Below are 17,328 nucleotides of genomic sequence, written 5' to 3'. Positions count from 1 at the left end.
CGCCGATATTTCGCTATCGGCGCGAGCGGCCCCACCTTTAGTCCTGCCACCGCACAACGCGCGGTCGTGCGCCGCCCGGTCAGCGCAGCTTGAGCGTCGACAGACCGATCAGCACCAGCATCAGCGTGATGATCCAGAACCGGACCACCACCTGCGTTTCCTTCCATCCCGACAGTTCGAAGTGGTGATGCAGCGGCGCCATCTTGAAGATGCGTCGCCCTTCGCCGAACCGGCGCTTGGTGTACTTGAACCAGGTCACCTGCAACATCACGGAGAGCGTCTCGGCCACGAACACGCCGCCCATCACGAAGAGCACGACTTCCTGGCGCACGATCACCGCCACGGTGCCGAGTGCGCCGCCGAGCGCTAGCGCGCCCACGTCTCCCATGAACACCTGGGCGGGATGGGTATTGAACCAAAGGAAGGCGAGACCCGCCCCCGACATGGCCGAGCAGAACACGAGCAACTCGCCCGCGCCGGCGATATGTGGGAACAGCAGGTACTTCGAATACACCACGTTACCCATCACGTACGCGAACACGCCCAGCGCCGCGCCGACCAGCACCACCGGCATGATGACCAGGCCGTCGAGACCGTCGGTGAGGTTAACGGCGTTGGACGAGCCGACGATGACAAAGTACGTGAGCGCAATGAACCCGAACACGCCCAGCGGATAGCTCATCGTCTTGAAGAACGGCACGATGAAGTCGGCCTTCGGCGGCAGATCGAGCGGAAAGCCGTTGCGCACCCAGCTGATGAACAGCTCGAACACTTTCAGGTTGCTCGTCTCCGACACCGAAAATGCCAGGTAAATGGCGGCGAACAGACCGATCAGCGATTGCCAGAAATACTTTTCGCGCGACGACATGCCGCGCGGGTCCTTGTAGACCACCTTCCGGTAGTCGTCGATCCAGCCGATGATGCCGAAGCCCAACGTCACGGTCAGCACGATCCAGATGAAACGGTTGCTCAGATCCGCCCAGAGCAGCGTGGCGACGGTAATGCCGATCAGGATCAGCACGCCGCCCATCGTGGGCGTACCCGACTTCACCAGATGGGTCTGCGGGCCGTCGGTGCGCACGGCCTGGCCCACCTTCATTTCGGTCAGCTTGCGAATGACCATCGGCCCGAACGAGAGCCCGATCACCAGCGCCGTGAGGCTTGCCATCACGGCCCGAAACGTCAGGTAGTTGAACACGCGCAAATAGCTCGCATCCGCTTGCAGCCATTGCGCCAACGTCAGCAACATTCCATCAATCCTTTATCACTTGGCCGGGGCGTTGCCGCCCCCGCTTTCACTCGTAGCGCGCAACTGCTCCAGCACGCGCTCCATCCGCATGAAGCGGCTTCCTTTCACCAGCACCGTGGCCGGCGCACTCAGCGTGGCGTTGAGTTCCGCCACGAGGGGAGTCACATCGTCCACGTTCGAAAAATGTTGGCCACCGTCGCCGAACGCCACCACGCTGGCCTGCGCCAATTCGCCCATCGCCAGCAATCGATCGATGCCGCGCCGCGCCGCGTATTCGCCTACTTCGCGGTGAAACGCCGGACCGTTGTCGCCCACCTCGCCCATGTCGCCCAACACCAGCACACGCGGCGCAGGCGTCGAAGCAAGCACGTCGATGGCGGCGAGGACCGAATCGGGGTTCGCATTATAGGTGTCGTCGATCAGCGTGACACCGGCGAGCGGCCCCTTCGAGAGCGTCGACACCTGCAGCCGACCTTTGACGGCCGAGAAGCCTTCGAGTGCCCGCACGATCGAGCCAATGTCCACATGCGCGCCCAACGCGCAGGCAATCGCCGCCAGGGCATTGCGCGCGTTGTGCTCGCCGAGCAGCGGCAACGTGAGCGAGAACTCGCCCGCGGGCGACGTCACGCGCAGCACGCGGGTGGCCACGTCGTAGCGCCCCGAGACGGCGGCTCGGGCGTCGAGCGCGAAGTCGAGCACGCGGCGCTTGCCCGCGATCTCGCGCCACATCGACGCAAACTCGCTCTCGGCGGGAAACACGGCCACACCGTCGTCGGCCAGGGCCGCGAGCACCGCCGAATGCTCCTGCGCGACGGCCGCGACGCTCACCATGAACTCCTGATGCTCCCGCTGGGCGTTGTTGATTACCGCCACCGTGGGTTGCGCAATCCTTGCCAGGTAGGCCGTCTCGCCCGGGTGGTTCATCCCAAGCTCGAGCACGGCCAGTCGGTCGCCGTCCTTCAGGCGGAACAACGTGAGCGGCAGCCCGATGTCGTTGTTGAAGTTGCCTGCGGTGGCCAGACGCGACTCGGCGCCGACCGCCTCGGCGAAGATCGCCGAAATCATTTCCTTGACCGTCGTCTTGCCGTTGCTGCCCGTCACGGCGACCACCGGAATCGCGAAGCGGCGGCGCCATGCGGCGGCCAGCTCGCCCAACGCGATGCGCGTGTCCGGCACGATCAGGGCCGGCGTCTCGAAACCGTCGGGCACGCGCGAGGCAACCACGGCGGCCGCGCCGGCGCGCGCCACGTCGGCCAGGAAGTCGTGTGCGTCGAAGCGCTCACCCTTGATCGCGACGAACAAGTCGCCCGGCTGTACCGATCGACTGTCGGTCACAACGCGCGCGAAGGCGGTCGTCTGCGCCCCCGTCACGCGCGAACCGGTCACCGCCTGCCGGGCGTCGTTCAGCGTCCAATGCATCATTCACCTCCCCCGCGCACAGTCGTCGCGCGCGCGGCGAGTGCCAGTCGCGCATGCTCCTGATCGGAGAACGGCCGCTTCTTGCCCATGATTTCCTGTGTACTTTCGTGGCCCTTGCCGGCGATGAGCACCACGTCGGCCGCCTGCGCGCCGCGAACGGCCTGCAGGATCGCGCTGGCGCGGTCTTCGATCCGACGCACGGCGTCGGGGTTCGCGAGACCGGCGGCGATCTGCGCCATGATCTCGGCCGGTACTTCGGTCCGCGGGTTGTCGCTCGTGAGCACCACCGCGTCGGCCAGACGCTCGGCCACCGCGCCCATCTGCGGACGCTTGCCCGCATCGCGGTCGCCGCCGCAGCCGAACACGCAAACCAGCTTGCCGCCGCGCGCCGTCGCCACCGGACGCAGGGCGTCGAGCGTCTTGTCGAGCGCGTCGGGCGTGTGCGCATAGTCGACGACGACCAGCGGTTGCCCCGGCTGCCCGATCTGCTCCATGCGCCCGGACACCGGCGCGAGCGCGGCGAGCCCGGCGATCGCGGCGTCCTGCGATACGCCGCCGGCAAGCGCCGCGCCAAGCACGGCGAGCGCATTGCTCACGTTGAACTCGCCGATCAGCGGCACCGTGATCTGCTGACTCCGGTCGTCGACGTGCAGCGTGAAGCGTGTACCGGACGTCGTCGCCCGAATATCCTCGGCGCGCAGCACGCGGTTGCCGTGTGCCGACGTGGCGTCGCCGTGAATGCCGTATTCGACGACCGGCGTCTTCCCGGCCAGGCGCGCGAGCAGGCGCTGGCCCATGGCGTCGTCGCGATTGACGACGGCGGCCTTCAGGCCCGGCCAGTCGAACAGGCGCGTCTTGGCTGCCTCGTACTCGGCCATCGTGCCGTGGTAATCGAGGTGGTCCTGCGTCAGATTGGTAAATACGGCAATGTCGAACGCCACGCCGTTGACGCGCCCCTGATACAGGCCGTGCGACGACACTTCCATGGCGAGTGCGGCGGCGCCTTGCGCGCGCAGGTCGGCCAGGCTGCGCTGCAGTTGCACGGCGTCGGGCGTGGTGAAACCGGTCACCGTCAGATGGCCCGGAAAGCCGCTGCCGAGCGTGCCGATCACGGCGCTGCGCGTGCCTGCCTTGGACAGCAGTTGCGCGAGCCATTGGCTGCACGACGTCTTGCCGTTCGTGCCGGTCACACCGAGCATCGACATGCCGACGCTCGGCTCGCCGTACCACAGCGCCGCCAGCGGACCGGCCAGCCAGTCGAGGCGAGGCACGCCGAACTGGGGCACATTCCCGAGACTCGCAAGCGACGCCGGCCATGTGAAGTCGTCGCTTTGCCAGACGACCGCGGCAGCGCCGCGCTCGACCGCGTCGGCAATGAACCCACGGCTGTCGGCGCCCTTGACGGCGTACGCGACGAATACGTCGCCCGGCATCACGCGGCGGCTGTCCGCGTGCAGGTTCGCCCCGGCCGGCACCGTGCGGCGCAGCCAGTCCCAGGCCTGCGCGAGCGCGGCGCGCTGCGCGGCGTCGGCGATCATGCCGAGCGTGACGGGGGGCTTGGGCGTCGAAGTCACGGTGCCCATGGCTCGCTCTCCTCCACCTTGTCGCTCACGACGAGCTTCGTCACGGGCGAATCCGGCACGACGTTCAGCGCCCGCAGCGTGCCGCCCACAATCGCGGCAAACGCCGGTCCGGCCGCCACGCCACCGTAGTGCGAGCCGCGTCCCGGCTCGTCGAGCGTGACCGCCACGATGATGCGCGGCTCGGACATCGGCGCCATGCCGACGAACGATGCGCGATACTTGCTCTTGTCGTACCCCCGTCCCGACTGCTTGTAGGCGGTCCCGGTCTTGCCGCCCACCCGATAACCCACGACCTGGGCACGCGTGGCGGTGCCGCCGGGCGACGTCACCATTTCAAGCATCTTGCGCACTTCGCGGGCCGTGTTCGGCGAGATCACCGGCGTGCCCTTCACCACGCTGCCATCCGTCTTGTAGATGGAGATCGGCAGCAGCTCGCCGTCGTGGGCAAACACCGTGTATGCACGGGCGAGTTGAATCAACGAGGCGGAAAGGCCGTAGCCGTAGCCCATCGTCGCCTGCTCGATCGGGCGCCAGCTCTTGGCCGGACGCAAACGCCCCGCCACGGCGCCGGGAAAACCGATCTTCGGCGCCTGTCCGAGGCCGACGCTGGTAAACATGTCCCACATTTCCTGTGGCTTCATCTGCAATGCGATCTTCGCGGTACCGATGTTGCTCGACTTCTGGATCACGCCGGCCACGGTCAGCAGCCCGTAGTCGTGCGTATCGGTGATGTTTGCGCCGAAGAAGTTGGCGCGGCCCGTGGTCATGACCGTCGACGTGGGCTTCACGTGGCCGTTCTCGATGGCCGCGGCGATGGTGATCGGCTTCATGATCGAGCCTGGCTCGAACGTGTCGGTGATCACGCGGTTGCGCAGCTGCGCACCGGTCAGGTTCGTGCGGTTGTTCGGGTTGTACGTGGGCAGGTTCGCGAGCGCGAGCACTTCGCCCGTGCGCACGTCGAGCACCACGGCGCTGCCGGCCTTGGCGCCGGTGCGCTCGATGGCATCCTTGAGTTCGCTATAGGCGAGGAACTGAATCTTGCTGTCGATCGACAGCGTGATGTCGTGACCGTCGCGCGGCTGGGCCAGAATGTCGAGATCCTCGACCACACGCCCCAGCCGGTCCTTGATCACGCGCCGGCTGCCCGGCGTGGCCGCCAGCGCCTTCTGCATCGACAGCTCGACGCCTTCCTGGCCGATGTCTTCCACATTGGTAAAGCCGACGACGTGCGCGGCGATCTCGCCTTCCGGATAGAAGCGCTTGTACTCCTTGCGCTGGTAAACGCCCGGGATGTCCAGATCGGCCACCTGCTTGGCCACGTCGGGCAGCACCTGGCGCTTCACGTAGACGAAGCTCTTTTCCTGGTTGAACTTGCGGCGCAGATCCGACTCGCTCATCTCGAGCAACCTGGCGAGCTGGCGCACCTGCTGCGCCGAAATGTCGTCGGGCACGTCTTCGGGAATGGCCCAGATGGCTTTCACGGGCAGACTCGTGGCAAGCACCTGTCCGTTACGGTCGAACACTTTGCCGCGCGTGGCGGACATCTCCAGTGTGCGTTCGTAACGACTCTCGCCCTGACGCTGATAGAAGGCGTTGCCCGGCCCCTGGATCCAGAACGCGCGCGCGACCAGCGACGCGAATGCGCCGAAGATCACAAACACGAGCATCCTGGAGCGCCACATCGGCAGACGCACGGACAGGACCGGGCTGGCAGAGAACTGCACATCCTTGGTCTTGGCCTTGGCGTCCTTGCGGCGAATCATCGCTTGCCTCCGCTCGCGGGGGCGGACGCGGCGCTCGCGCTCGGCACCGGCACATCCACCATGGCGCCGGCGCTGCCGGCGGGCGCGGACAGATATTGCGTGCGGCCCGGCGAGACGGCCTGCATCTTCAGGTCGGTGCGCGCCACGCTTTCGATGCGCGCGCTTTTGCTTTGCGCGCTCTGCTCGTATTGGAGGCGATCCCAGTCCTGCAGGAGTTGATGCTCGAGCGCCTGCTCGCGGTTGAGTTCGACGAACGTACCGCGCGCACGATATTGCGCGTTGATCAACGACAATGCGCAACCGATGAGCAGCACAAGCAGGAGGACGTTGAGCCGGCTCATGTCGACACCCGCTCCATGACCCGCATGATCGCCGAGCGCGCACGCGGGTTGGCCTCCACCTCGGCGGCGGACGGCTTGATCTTGCGGCTGGCCTTGAACGGCGGCTCGGGAATCTCGTGGGCGCGCAACGGCACGCGGCGATCGACCGCCGGCGCGCTCGCGCGCGCTTGCATGAAGCGCTTCACGATACGGTCTTCCAGCGAATGAAAGCTGATCGCCACGAGTCTGCCTCCCGTTTCGAGGACATCGGCCGCCACATCGAGGGCTATCTGCAGGTCCGCAAGCTCTTGATTGACGTGAATCCGTAGAGCCTGAAAGGTACGTGTTGCCGGGTCCTTGCCCTTCTCACGGGTCTTGACGGCACCCGCCACGATCTCGGCAAGCTCGCGTGTACTGACGAGTGGACCGAGGCGATCGGCGTTTGCCCGGCGAGCAACAAGCGCCTTTGCAATCTGAAAAGCAAACCGTTCTTCCCCATAGTCCTTGATCACCTCCGTCATTTCTTCCAGCGTTGCCCGGGCCAGCCAATCCGCCGCCGACTCGCCGCGCGTGGGATCCATGCGCATGTCGAGCGGACCGTCGTAACGAAAACTGAATCCGCGCGCAGGGTCGTCGATCTGCGGCGACGAGACGCCCAGGTCCAGCAAAACGCCCGACACCTTGTCGATACCGCGTCGGGCCAGCGCTTCGCGCAACGTCGCGAAGCTCTCGTGCTCAATCGAAAATCGCGGATCGGCAATCTTCGCCGCCTCCGCGATCGCTTGGGGATCCTTGTCGAACGCGATCAATCTCCCCTTTGCGCCCAGCCGCTCCAGAACCCTGCGACTGTGCCCGCCGCGGCCGAACGTGCCGTCGACGTAAACGCCGTCGTCGCGCCACAGCAAGGCATCCACGGCCTCCTCCAGCAGGACCGTGCGGTGCTGCATTACCGTTTCCACCGCGTGCGCCATGCTCGTCGGACCACCTGATCTGTCAAAAAGTGAAGTTCTTCAGTGCTTCCGGCATGCCCTGCGCCATCGCCGCCTGTTCCTTGGCGGCGTATGTCGCGGCATCCCAGAGTTCAAAGTGACTGCCCATACCCAGCAGCATGACTTCCTTGTCCATGCCCGCAGCCGCGCGCAATTCCGGCGCCACCAGGACGCGCCCCGCCGAATCCATCTCGACGTCGGCTGCGTTGCCCAGGAAAATGCGCCGCCACCAGTGCGCGTCCATCGGCAGTGCGGCGATCTTGCCGCGGAAGATTTCCCATTCGGGTCGCGGGAACAGCAAAAGACAACCGTCCGGGTGCTTCGTGATCGTCACCTTGCCTTCAGCGTCGCCCTGAAGCACGTCACGATGCCGGGCCGGAATCGACATCCGTCCCTTCGCATCCAGTGAAAGTGCCGAGGCTCCCTGAAACACGTGCGCTCCCGTGAGGTTTCGTCCGCCTGCCCGTCATGCCGAAAGAGAAAGATTTCGTGCCTTACACCACACAAAAATACACTTTCTCACACTATTTCCCACTTTAGAGGAGAGTGTTTGGGCGGTCAAGCGTTTCACCTGTTTTTCCAGGGGAATTTGTCAGACAGAACAATGACTTAGCGCACTTTCCTAAAGCCGGAAAACGGAATTTTGTCAGGAAAATTAAAGACATAACTGCGATAGTGAAAGTGGAACCTCAAACTTTGTGCATCGCCTCGCAGGAGGCCCGCCAGCACTATCGATACCGGGTAGTGCGCGCTCACGCCGTGCCGGAACCCGGTCGATACCGGTCGGCGGCCGTGGGGCAAAGGGAAAATCGACACGGGAGGTGGGGGTCAGTCGGGGAGGTATTGCCGTCGCGCGATGGGGCTGTTCTGCTGCTTCGTCTTCCTGTTGCCGTTGTGGGTCGGGCGGGCGAACTGTCATCGCCCCGCGCATCCCTCTATATATAGTAGGCGGTCGTCGTCATGACTTTGGCCGCGGCCCGCATGACCCGCTGTACCGGCACCGGCAACGTCACACCGCCGGCGTCACGCGCTGCCTGACCGTGCTCGATCTCGTCGCGCCGCATCTGATCGACGATCGCGCGCGAGCGCAGATCATGCGGTGGCAGATCGTTGAGGTGACCATCCAGATGATGCTCGACCTGGCGCTCGGTCTCCGACATGAAGCCCAGGCTGACCTTGTCGCCGCACTTGCCGGCCACAAAACCAATCGCGAACGCCCCGGCGTACCAAAGGGGATTGAGCAAGCTCGGGCGCGAGCCCAGCTCCGTCAGGCGATGCGCCGTCCACGCGAGGTGGTCTTCTTCCTCCTTGCCCGCGTGCTCGAAGGCCGCCCGCAACTCAGAACGCTTCGTCGCCAGCTTCTGTGCCTGATAGAGCGCCTGCGCGCAGACCTCACCCACGTGATTCACGCGCATGAGCCCGGCCACGTGGCGTCGCTCTTGCGGGGTCAGGGCATCATCGCCGATCGATACATCCTGAGGGGAAGAAGGCGTCGTCGCAACGGGCGTCGGGCGTGAGGCCCGGGTGACGCCGGCGATCGCTCGCAGGCCGCGGTCAAGTTCGGAGATCAGGCTGTCGGAGAACATCGTACATTCAACTCACTTCAATCTTTCACAATGTGGAACGCTGGACGATTATTTCGCGTCCGCCGCCGATGATACGCCCCTTTGCCCGGCGCGCCTTGCGCGGGCGCAAACGCACGGAAGCCCCGCCAGAAGCCGGTTTCCGGGATGTTGCGTAAACGAAACAAAGGTGCCCGCAAACCCGCGCAAAACCGGCCTTTTCCTTTGCCGCCCACATTGAATTTGTTACATTACGTCCAACTTCTCGCGAAGTTGATTAGCAAGGACGTTATCACTAGTGACCTTGTTAAACAAATCTCACAATCCTTTGGAGATCACTCAATGAAAAAGTCGCTTCTCGCTCTGGGCGTGCTCGGCGCATTCGCTGGCGCTGCTCACGCACAAAGCAGCGTGACCCTGTACGGTATCATCGACGCTGGTGTTCAATACGTCAGCAAGACTGGCGGCAACCTGTCGAGCACGGCTACCACTGCGAAGAACTTCCAGTTCGCCAACGGCAACCTGCAAGGCTCGCGTTGGGGCTTGAAGGGTGCTGAAGACCTCGGTGGCGGCCTGAAGGCGATCTTCGTCTTGGAAAACGGCTTCTCGCTTGGTAACGGCACGCTGGGCCAAAACGGTCGCATGTTCGGTCGTCAAGCCTACGTCGGTCTGAGCAGCGCAACGGCTGGTACGTTGACCATCGGTCGTCAGTACGACTCCGTAGTTGATTTCGTCGGTCCGTACGCTTCGGGCAGCCAGTGGGCGACGTTCGCGGGCGCTCACCCGTTCGACAACGACAACCTGAACAATACGTTCCGTCTGAACAACTCGATCAAGTACACGACGGTTAACTACAACGGTTTCAGCGCCGGCGGTCTGTACAGCTTCTCGAACTCGGCTAACAACGGTACGGACGGTACGGGCTTCGCTAACAACCGCGCATACTCGTTCGGTCTGGGCTACGCTAACGGCCCGGTGTCGTTCGGTGCTGGTTACTTGTACCTCGGCGCCCCGGGTAGCAACAACACCGGCTCGTTGATGAACAACCCGACGACCGCAGTCAACGATACCAGCACCGCCATGACGGCTGGTGGTGCCAACGACAAGTCGTGGATCGCATCGGCAGGCGGCTCGTACGCCTTCGGCCCGGCTACGATCGGTCTGGTCTATAGCCACAGCGTGTATCAATACGTTGGCGGTGGCAGCTGGAAGTTCGACAACGTCGAAGCCAACGCCAAGTACATGCTGACCCCGGCTCTGCAACTGGGTGCGTCGTACACGTACACGTGGTCGACGATCAATGGTACGGTTGGCAACAAGAACGGCACGTCGCCGAAGTACCACCAAGTCAACCTGGGCGTCGACTACTTCCTGTCGAAGCGCACGGACACGTACCTGGTTGGTCTGTGGCAACACGCCAACAACGACGCTCCTGGCGGCGCATCGTTGAACGGCCTGGGCTACTCGCAAAGCACGAACCAGTTCGCCGTTACGGCTGGTATCCGTCACAAGTTCTAAGCTGACAGCTTCTGTCACTTAGTCTTTGACGAAAGGGCACCTTCGGGTGCCCTTTTTTTATGTCCTCCGCCCCCCCTGCGGGGCGCCCCCAGCTTGACCCCGGGTTTATTTCAAACCTAAAATTTCCATACTGTAAATTTCACGCCATCCATCATGAGCCTCGCCGACTCCGACTCTCTCGATCTCGAAACGCGAGCCCACGATCGCGAGCACGACGCCCTTCGGCTTTGGCTGCGGCTGCTGACATGTGCCAATCTGATCGAGACGGATATCCGGTCCCGCCTGCGTCAGGAGTTTGATTGCACACTGCCCCGCTTCGACCTGCTCGCCCAGCTCGATCGGCATCCTGAAGGGCTGAAGATGGGGGAGCTGAGCAAGCGGATGATGGTCACCGGCGGGAATGTCACCGGCATCACCGACCAACTGGAGAAAGAGGGCTGGGTCACGCGCGAGACAGTCGCGAACGACCGGCGCGCCTTTCTCATCAAGCTCACGCCGCGTGGCAAGAAGGCGTTCTCCAATATGGCGCGAGCGCATGAAAGCTGGATCGAACAGCGTCTGGGCCGACTGCCGGAGGATCGGCAGCAGCAACTCTACGGCCTGCTCGGCGACCTGAAGTCGGTCATCGGTTGATCCTTGTCCGTTCTCGGGTCCCCCCTTCGCGTCTGGTGCGGGCCCGTACGCGTGTGAAATCGCTGCACCATCGTAGCTGCATCGCCGTCATTTCCGGCATTGCCGCCGTATTTCGGCACCATGGTGGCCGCCGCCACGGTGGCCTGTCGCTCACGGAAACGGCTTCCTATCGCTTCGCCTGCAACGGAGTATCGAGCAGTGCACGGGCGGCGGCGGCTGCTGGCGTGCCATCCAATGCGGCGAGTTCGGTGTTGCGCTCCGCTTCGGGACGCTTCGACAGCGCTTTCACCGCCTTGTAGAAGGTCGGCAAATCGTCCTGCTCCTGCGCCAACAGGGCCATGAACGCCGGCACCCACTGGTTGTATGTGGAGAAAGCACCGATCTTGGCGTTGTTCAGATCGCTCTCAAACCATCGGTCGAAGCCGTTATATCCGCCCCATCCGGCCTTCAATGCGTCATAGTCGGCACGCATGCCGGCGAAAAGAATGTCCTTCTGTCTGGCCTTCTCGGCATCTGTCCCGCCGCCTCCATACAGCGCCTCCAGGCGCTTGCGATAGCCGTCGACCAACCTGCGGAACTGGCGTCGATGCGCGTCGTAGCGCTCGTACTCCACAGCGGCATCGGGATGTGATGCCAGCCATCGCCGCACACCCACGGTTTCCACCGTCACGGCAAACGACTCGTTGAACGGTGTATCGCCCCGGACGAACAGAATCTGGTGTGCAAGTTCGTGGAAGATCATGCGCGCGACTTCCGCGCGGGGAAGATAAATGAAGGTGTTCAGCAGCGGATCGTCGAAGTAACCCAACGTTGAATAGGCGGGAATTCCCGCGACGAACGTCTCCCAGCCATCGCGGTGCAGCTCGTCGGCATAGGCTTGCGCCGACTCCCGCGAGTAATAGCCACGGTATTCGACGCACCCGACGACCAACAGGCACGACTCGCGTAGCTTAAGTGACAATGCCGGCGCGGCGAAAACGTTGTACACGACGAAGGGTCGCTTGAGATCTGCGTAACTGCGGTAACTGCCGTTGTCCGGCTCATCCAGCGCCGTCACGGCGTAGCTGCGAATCTGCTCGGCTTCGACAAGGCGCGCGCGCAAGCGTGGGTCGATCGACGGATCGGCGAGCAGATTGGCCACCGGCTGCGCATCGTGCAGCACGGTGAAATGACCATTGATAGACTGTGCGTAGTAGCCGATCTGGCCACATCCCGCGAGGACAAGCGCGAACCCGCACGTCAACGATGCCCTGGTCACCCGTTTCCGGCGCCGCACGACAACCGGCTCCCAACAGGACGTCGGCACGCTCGGAAAATTCACGGGAAGCCGCGCAGGCGCGTCTGACAGGAACGCCGATATGTGGGATATGCGGGCGTTCCGCCACCATTCCCGCGCGAGTCGGCGACAACGCGCCGGGAGCTTCGCAAACAAAGACGGCATCGCGCCCCCTTCGGCGGCAGCATGAAAAATCGGTTCAGGCCGGCACGACTTCCACCAGGCAGTCGTAAAACGTGGGTGCCCGGCCCAGATCCGTCAACTGTTGGCTAGTCACTTCGTTCGCGTTCTTGCCATCCGGCGCCAGCTTTTTCCACCAGATCGACAGCCCCACGACAACGCCTTCGCGCGCCTTCTCTGTGACTCTGGCCTTGGCGCGCAACGTCCCCCGGTCGTTGAAGATGCGCACACCGGCGCCATCGGCAATGCCACGCGACGCGGCGTCCGACGGGTGGATGTCCAGCGTTGGCTCCCCGACGGAAGCACGCAGGCTCTCGACATTCACAAAGCTCGAATTGAGGAAGTTACGTGCCGGTGGCGAAATCATTGCGAGTGGATAACGCGCGGCCAGGCCCGGATTACTCGCCACCGACTCGTATGGCGGTACCCAATCAGGCAAAGGATCGAAGCCTTCTTCCAGCATGCGTTCCGAGTAGAACTCGCATTTTCCGGACGGCGTGTAAAACCCTCCGTTCGCGAATGGCGCCTCGGGCAGATCGTAGCGAATCCAGCCGTCCCGTTTGAGCGTTTCCCAATCGCTTCCCGCCATGCGCGCGTCGCTCCAGCGCATCGATTGCGCCGCGAGTTGATCGTCCGTATCCGAGAAGCAGGCCTCCTGCCAGCCCATTCTTCGGGCCAGTAGACGAAAGATCTCCGAGTTGGGCTTGGCCTCACCGAGCGGTGCGATCGCCGGGTTGTTCGCCAGCAGATAGGTATGGCCGTAGGCCTTGTGAATATCGAGATGCTCGAGCTGCGTGGTGGCGGGCAGCACGAAGTCGGCGTAATCGGCCGTGTCGGTCTGGAAATGCTCCAGCACGACCGTGAACAGGTCCTCGCGAGCAAAACCGGCAGCGACCTTGCCCGATTCGGGCGCAACGGCCACCGGATTGCTGTTGTACACGACGAGCGCCTCGATCTTCGGACCGAACGTCCCGCCCCCCGGATGGCAAAGCGCATCGCCGATCGCGCTCATGTTCACCACCCGCGCTGGCTTGTCCCGATGCGGACGCAGATCCGGACGAGCCTGAGCACCCGCATCCACCGGCGCATATCCCGACGTCGACATCAGCAGCCCGCCGGCAGGATCACGCCAGGCGCCGATCAATGCCGGCAGGCAAGCCACCGCGCGCGTCGCCTGACCGCCGCCCTTGGCCCGCTGCATGCCGTAGTTCAGCCGGATTGCCGCAGGCTTCGCACTCGCATATTCACGCGCCAGCGTGATGATCGTCGCCTCATCGATGCCGCAAATTTCCGCCACGCGCGCGGGCGTATAACGGCGCACACGATCCTTGAGTTGGGCGTATCCCACGGTATGTCGCGAGATGTACTCGTGATCGACGAGATTCTCCGCAATCAGCACGTGCATCATCCCCAGCGCAAGAGCGGCATCGGTGCCCGGCAACAGCGCAATGTGCTGATGACACTTCTCCGCCGTGAGCGAACGATAGGGGTCAATCGCGATCAGCTTCGCGCCGCGGCGCTTGGCCTCCTGCGCAATCGCCCAGAAATGCACGCTCGACGTGATCGGGTTGCTGCCCCAGATCAGGATCAGCTTGCTGTCGGCGAAGTGCTCGACATGCATGCCAACGCCTGCCCCGTATGTGTACCGCAGCCCTGCGGCACCCGCGCTGGCGCAGATCGTTCGGTCGAGGTCGGACGCGCCGAGTTTGTTGAAAAACCGTGCGGCCATGGATTCGCCCTGCACGAACCCCATCGTGCCGGCATAGCTGTAAGGAAGAATGGCCTCCGGCTCGCGCGCCGCGATGGCGCGCAACCGCGCTGCGATCCCGTCTAGCGCCTCATCCCAACCGACCTGCACGAACTGTCCGCTGCCTTTGGGGCCGACGCGCTTGAGCGGATGCAGCAGACGATCCGGGTGATAGGTTCGTTCGGTATAGCGCGAGACTTTCGTGCACAGGACGCCGTTGGTCGTCGGATGCTCGGGATCTCCCTGGACCTTGATCGCGACGCCGTTCTCCACGGTTACGTGCAATGCACACGTGTCGGGACAGTCATGCGGACACGCGGCCCGAACGACGTGGGTATTGGTCGTCATGAAAACTACTCCTCTCTGCCGGTTTGCTGCGCCCGGAAATGGTGGCGTGCTGGCGATATTGTATTACGTTCACCCCCGCAGCGCCCCGCAACACGGGGACCCGAGACGTTTTCCGGAGAAATCCGGTGGCGTCCTAAGCCATTTCCTACCAAGATGTCAGACCTCTCCAATAGGGGTAAGATGAGTCATTGCGCTCCGCAGGAAATTTCGTCATGAAGCTCATTCCAGAAATCGACGCCGCCCGCGGCGAAATCCAGACCATCCGACGCGACATTCACGCTCATCCGGAATTGTGTTTTGAAGAAAAGCGCACGTCGGACGTCGTCGCCGATACGCTGACGAAGTGGGGCATCCCCATTCATCGCGGTCTCGGCAAGACTGGCGTCGTTGGCATCATCAAGAATGGCAGCAGCGACCGCGCCATCGGCCTGCGCGCCGATATGGATGCCCTGCCGATTCGCGAAGCCAATACGTTCGAACATGCCTCGAAGCACGAGGGCAAGATGCACGCGTGCGGCCATGATGGCCACACCGCCATGCTGCTGGCGGCCGCGCAGTATCTGCAAGAACATCGCAACTTCGACGGCACCGTCTACCTGATTTTCCAACCCGCGGAAGAAGGCGGCGGCGGTGCCCGCGAGATGATCAACGACGGCCTGTTCGAACGATTCCCCATGGACGCGGTGTTCGGCATGCACAATTGGCCGGGCGTGCCGACCGGCACGTTCGCCGTGACGCCCGGACCGATGATGGCCTCAAGCAACGAGTTCAAGATCACGATTCGCGGCAAGGGCACGCATGCGGGCATTCCGAATGCGGGTATCGATCCTGTGATCGCCGCCGTTCAGGTCGCGCAGGCACTGCAGAGCATCATTACGCGCAACAAGCGCCCGATCGACGCCGCAGTACTATCCATCACCCAGATTCACGCCGGCGACACGACGAACGTCGTACCCGACGTGGCGTGGTTGGGTGGCACCATTCGCACCTTTTCCATCGAAGTGTTGGACTTGATCGAATCGCGTCTGCGCGAAATCTCCGAATTCGTGGCCAAGGGCCTGGGATGCTCGACGGAGATCGAATTCCTTCGAAATTACCCGCCGACGATCAACGAGCCGCGCATGGCCGCGCTGTGCGCCGATGTCATGCGCCAGTTGGTAGGCGACGAGAACGTCAACGACAAGGTCGAACCGACGATGGGCGCGGAGGACTTCTCCTTCATGCTTCTGGAGAAACCGGGGGCCTACGTCTTCATTGGTAACGGCGACGGCACACACCGCGATAGCGGTCATGGCCTGGGCCCGTGCAACCTGCATAACGCCAGCTATGACTTCAACGACGACCTGCTCCCACTGGGCGGCACCTACTGGGTGAAGCTCGTGGAGACGTATTTCGAGCGCAATAAGTAGACGCGCTCAGCGAGCGCATGATCAGGAGTCCAGCAAAGGGCCCGCAGTCATCTGCCGGCCCTTTTGTCTGGGTCGTGCGAAGGCGACCTACTTCGACGCTGTTGCCGTGGGAATGCGGTCGGTATGCAGTTGGATGTCGCCGTACCAAGCCGTGTATTTGGTCTGGGTGTTATCCCCGTCGCTCATGATCGCGATACCGATGAGACGCCCTGGGCGTTCTCCAAATGCCTTCTCGTAATCCTTGGCGACATCGCGGGAGTATGTTTGCCAATTCCCCAGATGCGCGGTGCCGCGCTCTACGACAATGGAGCGGATGCGCGCGGTGTATGGGTTGGCGACTACCTCGTCGGCAACGAATTTGTCGTCACCCCACGTATACATAAGCGTGGCATATGGCAGCTCACGGCCGCTGACCATGCGTGCCAGTTCCCGATGAAGGTGATCCTGGACCGTCAGTTTCGACGGCTCTCCGTCGAACGCCAGCGCGATGCGCACCGGTGCATCGTCGTACCGCTTGGTGCGAATGTCGGCATTCGTTGGCAAGGCGTCGGCGCGCCAGCGCCAAGTCAGATGTGCCCCCGGATAGATGGGAATATCGAGCTTCTGCGCGAGCCCCGAAGCGGATCCATCAACAGTCGCACGAATCATCGCAACACCATCACCGTCCATGGTTTGCTCGTATCGTGTGAGACGCTTCTGGCGGGTCACTAGATAGGTTTCCCAATACGGCGGGAGTCCTACTGAATTGATCGCGGCGGACAACGGTGCAATGCTCTCGTATTGCGACGAGATGTCCGATAAGGTTCGGCTAGGCTTAGAACTCGGCGTGGCGCATCCGCCTACGCCGATAGAGATAACGGCAGCGATCGCAAAGAACGCCGCCATGCGCGCGGCAATGGGCCGCCTGCTTCGAACTCGATTTACCACCTGTTTCGCTCCACGAACTACCGCTAACCCCGTGGCGGAATGCTAAGCGAGAAACAGATGCGAATCCAGCGGGATTATCACTTCATGACGCCGACGCAACACGGAGCGAAGGCAAGGCACAGTGGATTGGAGCAGATCGCGCATCGCGCTCGACCGGGCCTTCGCAACACGCAGCGATCACCAGGGGGCTCGGACGCCGAAACCCTTGCGGTTCAAAACCGAAGATGCGACGACCACGGCCGGCGCACACCGCCAGGCTACCACCGACGGCTCACCGACGAGTCTGCGCATTGCGCCCCGCGGGACGCGCTCAGCGTAGCTCGTTCATCGGACGCGTGCATCATGCGCCATGACATCGATCGGCTTTTTGCTTCGAATCTCCAGGCACTGGCCACACAAATCGCG

The 17,328-nt window shown here is 63.2% G+C and carries 14 protein-coding genes; 3 read left to right on the top strand and 11 right to left on the bottom strand.

Features of this window, described 5'->3' with window-relative positions:
- Positions 1–79: 79 nt before the first annotated feature.
- The 8 genes from mraY to coq7 all read right to left on the bottom strand — a co-directional run bounded on the left by mraY (position 80) and on the right by coq7 (position 8,909).
- Complete coding sequence (gene mraY, locus W930_RS0123610; RefSeq protein WP_023594057.1) at positions 80–1,249, bottom strand: phospho-N-acetylmuramoyl-pentapeptide-transferase; 1,170 nt, start codon at positions 1,247–1,249, stop codon at positions 80–82.
- Positions 1,250–1,264: 15 nt separating this feature from the next.
- Entirely contained in the window at positions 1,265–2,668 is a 1,404-nt protein-coding gene (gene murF / locus W930_RS0123605) for a UDP-N-acetylmuramoyl-tripeptide--D-alanyl-D-alanine ligase (RefSeq protein WP_024788774.1), read from the bottom strand.
- Positions 2,668–4,206, bottom strand: coding sequence for a UDP-N-acetylmuramoyl-L-alanyl-D-glutamate--2,6-diaminopimelate ligase (locus tag W930_RS0123600; protein ID WP_023872393.1), 1,539 nt, complete (start codon positions 4,204–4,206; stop codon positions 2,668–2,670). Before W930_RS0123600 ends, murF begins: the two co-directional genes overlap by 1 nt.
- 32 nt (positions 4,207–4,238) lie before the next feature.
- Complete coding sequence (locus W930_RS0123595) at positions 4,239–6,014, bottom strand: penicillin-binding protein 2 (protein WP_023594054.1); 1,776 nt, start codon at positions 6,012–6,014, stop codon at positions 4,239–4,241.
- Positions 6,011–6,355: a cell division protein FtsL gene (gene ftsL / locus W930_RS0123590; RefSeq protein ID WP_023594053.1), complete on the bottom strand. Its 345-nt coding sequence runs from the start codon at positions 6,353–6,355 to the stop codon at positions 6,011–6,013. Before ftsL ends, W930_RS0123595 begins: the two co-directional genes overlap by 4 nt.
- Positions 6,352–7,281 (bottom strand): 16S rRNA (cytosine(1402)-N(4))-methyltransferase RsmH, encoded by a 930-nt coding sequence (gene rsmH, locus W930_RS0123585; protein ID WP_023594052.1) that lies wholly within the window; start codon positions 7,279–7,281, stop codon positions 6,352–6,354. The genes ftsL and rsmH overlap by 4 nt, the downstream gene beginning before the upstream one ends.
- A 46-nt stretch (positions 7,282–7,327) precedes the next feature.
- The gene (gene mraZ, locus W930_RS0123580; RefSeq protein ID WP_010806918.1) at positions 7,328–7,756 is read right to left on the bottom strand and encodes a division/cell wall cluster transcriptional repressor MraZ; all 429 of its coding nucleotides are present in this window, start codon (positions 7,754–7,756) and stop codon (positions 7,328–7,330) included.
- 502 nt (positions 7,757–8,258) lie between these two features.
- A complete protein-coding gene (gene coq7 / locus W930_RS0123575; RefSeq protein WP_023594050.1) occupies positions 8,259–8,909 on the bottom strand; it encodes a 2-polyprenyl-3-methyl-6-methoxy-1,4-benzoquinone monooxygenase in 651 nt (216 codons plus the stop codon).
- Positions 8,910–9,227: 318 nt separating this feature from the next.
- Here coq7 and W930_RS0123570 point away from each other — a divergent pair, with 318 nt between their 5' ends.
- Complete coding sequence (locus tag W930_RS0123570; RefSeq protein WP_023594049.1) at positions 9,228–10,403, top strand: porin; 1,176 nt, start codon at positions 9,228–9,230, stop codon at positions 10,401–10,403.
- 153 nt (positions 10,404–10,556) lie between these two features.
- The gene (locus tag W930_RS0123565; protein WP_023594048.1) at positions 10,557–11,036 is read left to right on the top strand and encodes a MarR family winged helix-turn-helix transcriptional regulator; all 480 of its coding nucleotides are present in this window, start codon (positions 10,557–10,559) and stop codon (positions 11,034–11,036) included.
- A 166-nt stretch (positions 11,037–11,202) separates the two neighbouring features.
- On the opposite strand, the gene W930_RS0123560 is transcribed toward W930_RS0123565, so the two are convergent.
- Positions 11,203–12,294, bottom strand: a complete 1,092-nt coding sequence (locus tag W930_RS0123560) for an aminopeptidase (protein WP_028731365.1) — start codon at positions 12,292–12,294, stop codon at positions 11,203–11,205.
- A gap of 217 nt (positions 12,295–12,511) precedes the next feature.
- The gene (locus W930_RS0123555) at positions 12,512–14,587 is read right to left on the bottom strand and encodes a molybdopterin-dependent oxidoreductase (protein WP_023872395.1); all 2,076 of its coding nucleotides are present in this window, start codon (positions 14,585–14,587) and stop codon (positions 12,512–12,514) included.
- 212 nt (positions 14,588–14,799) lie between these two features.
- Here W930_RS0123555 and W930_RS0123550 point away from each other — a divergent pair, with 212 nt between their 5' ends.
- Entirely contained in the window at positions 14,800–15,996 is a 1,197-nt protein-coding gene (locus tag W930_RS0123550; protein ID WP_023872396.1) for a M20 aminoacylase family protein, read from the top strand.
- An 87-nt stretch (positions 15,997–16,083) separates the two neighbouring features.
- Here the strand turns inward: W930_RS0123550 and W930_RS28665 are convergent, their stop codons facing one another.
- Positions 16,084–16,881, bottom strand: a complete 798-nt coding sequence (locus tag W930_RS28665) for a DUF3047 domain-containing protein (protein WP_063504897.1) — start codon at positions 16,879–16,881, stop codon at positions 16,084–16,086.
- Positions 16,882–17,328 lie beyond the last annotated feature (447 nt).

Origin of the sequence: Pandoraea sp. E26, assembly GCF_000681415.1 — a bacterium.
Classification (GTDB): Bacteria; Pseudomonadota; Gammaproteobacteria; order Burkholderiales; family Burkholderiaceae; genus Pandoraea; species Pandoraea pnomenusa.
This window is presented reverse-complemented; position numbering and strand designations above follow the sequence as displayed.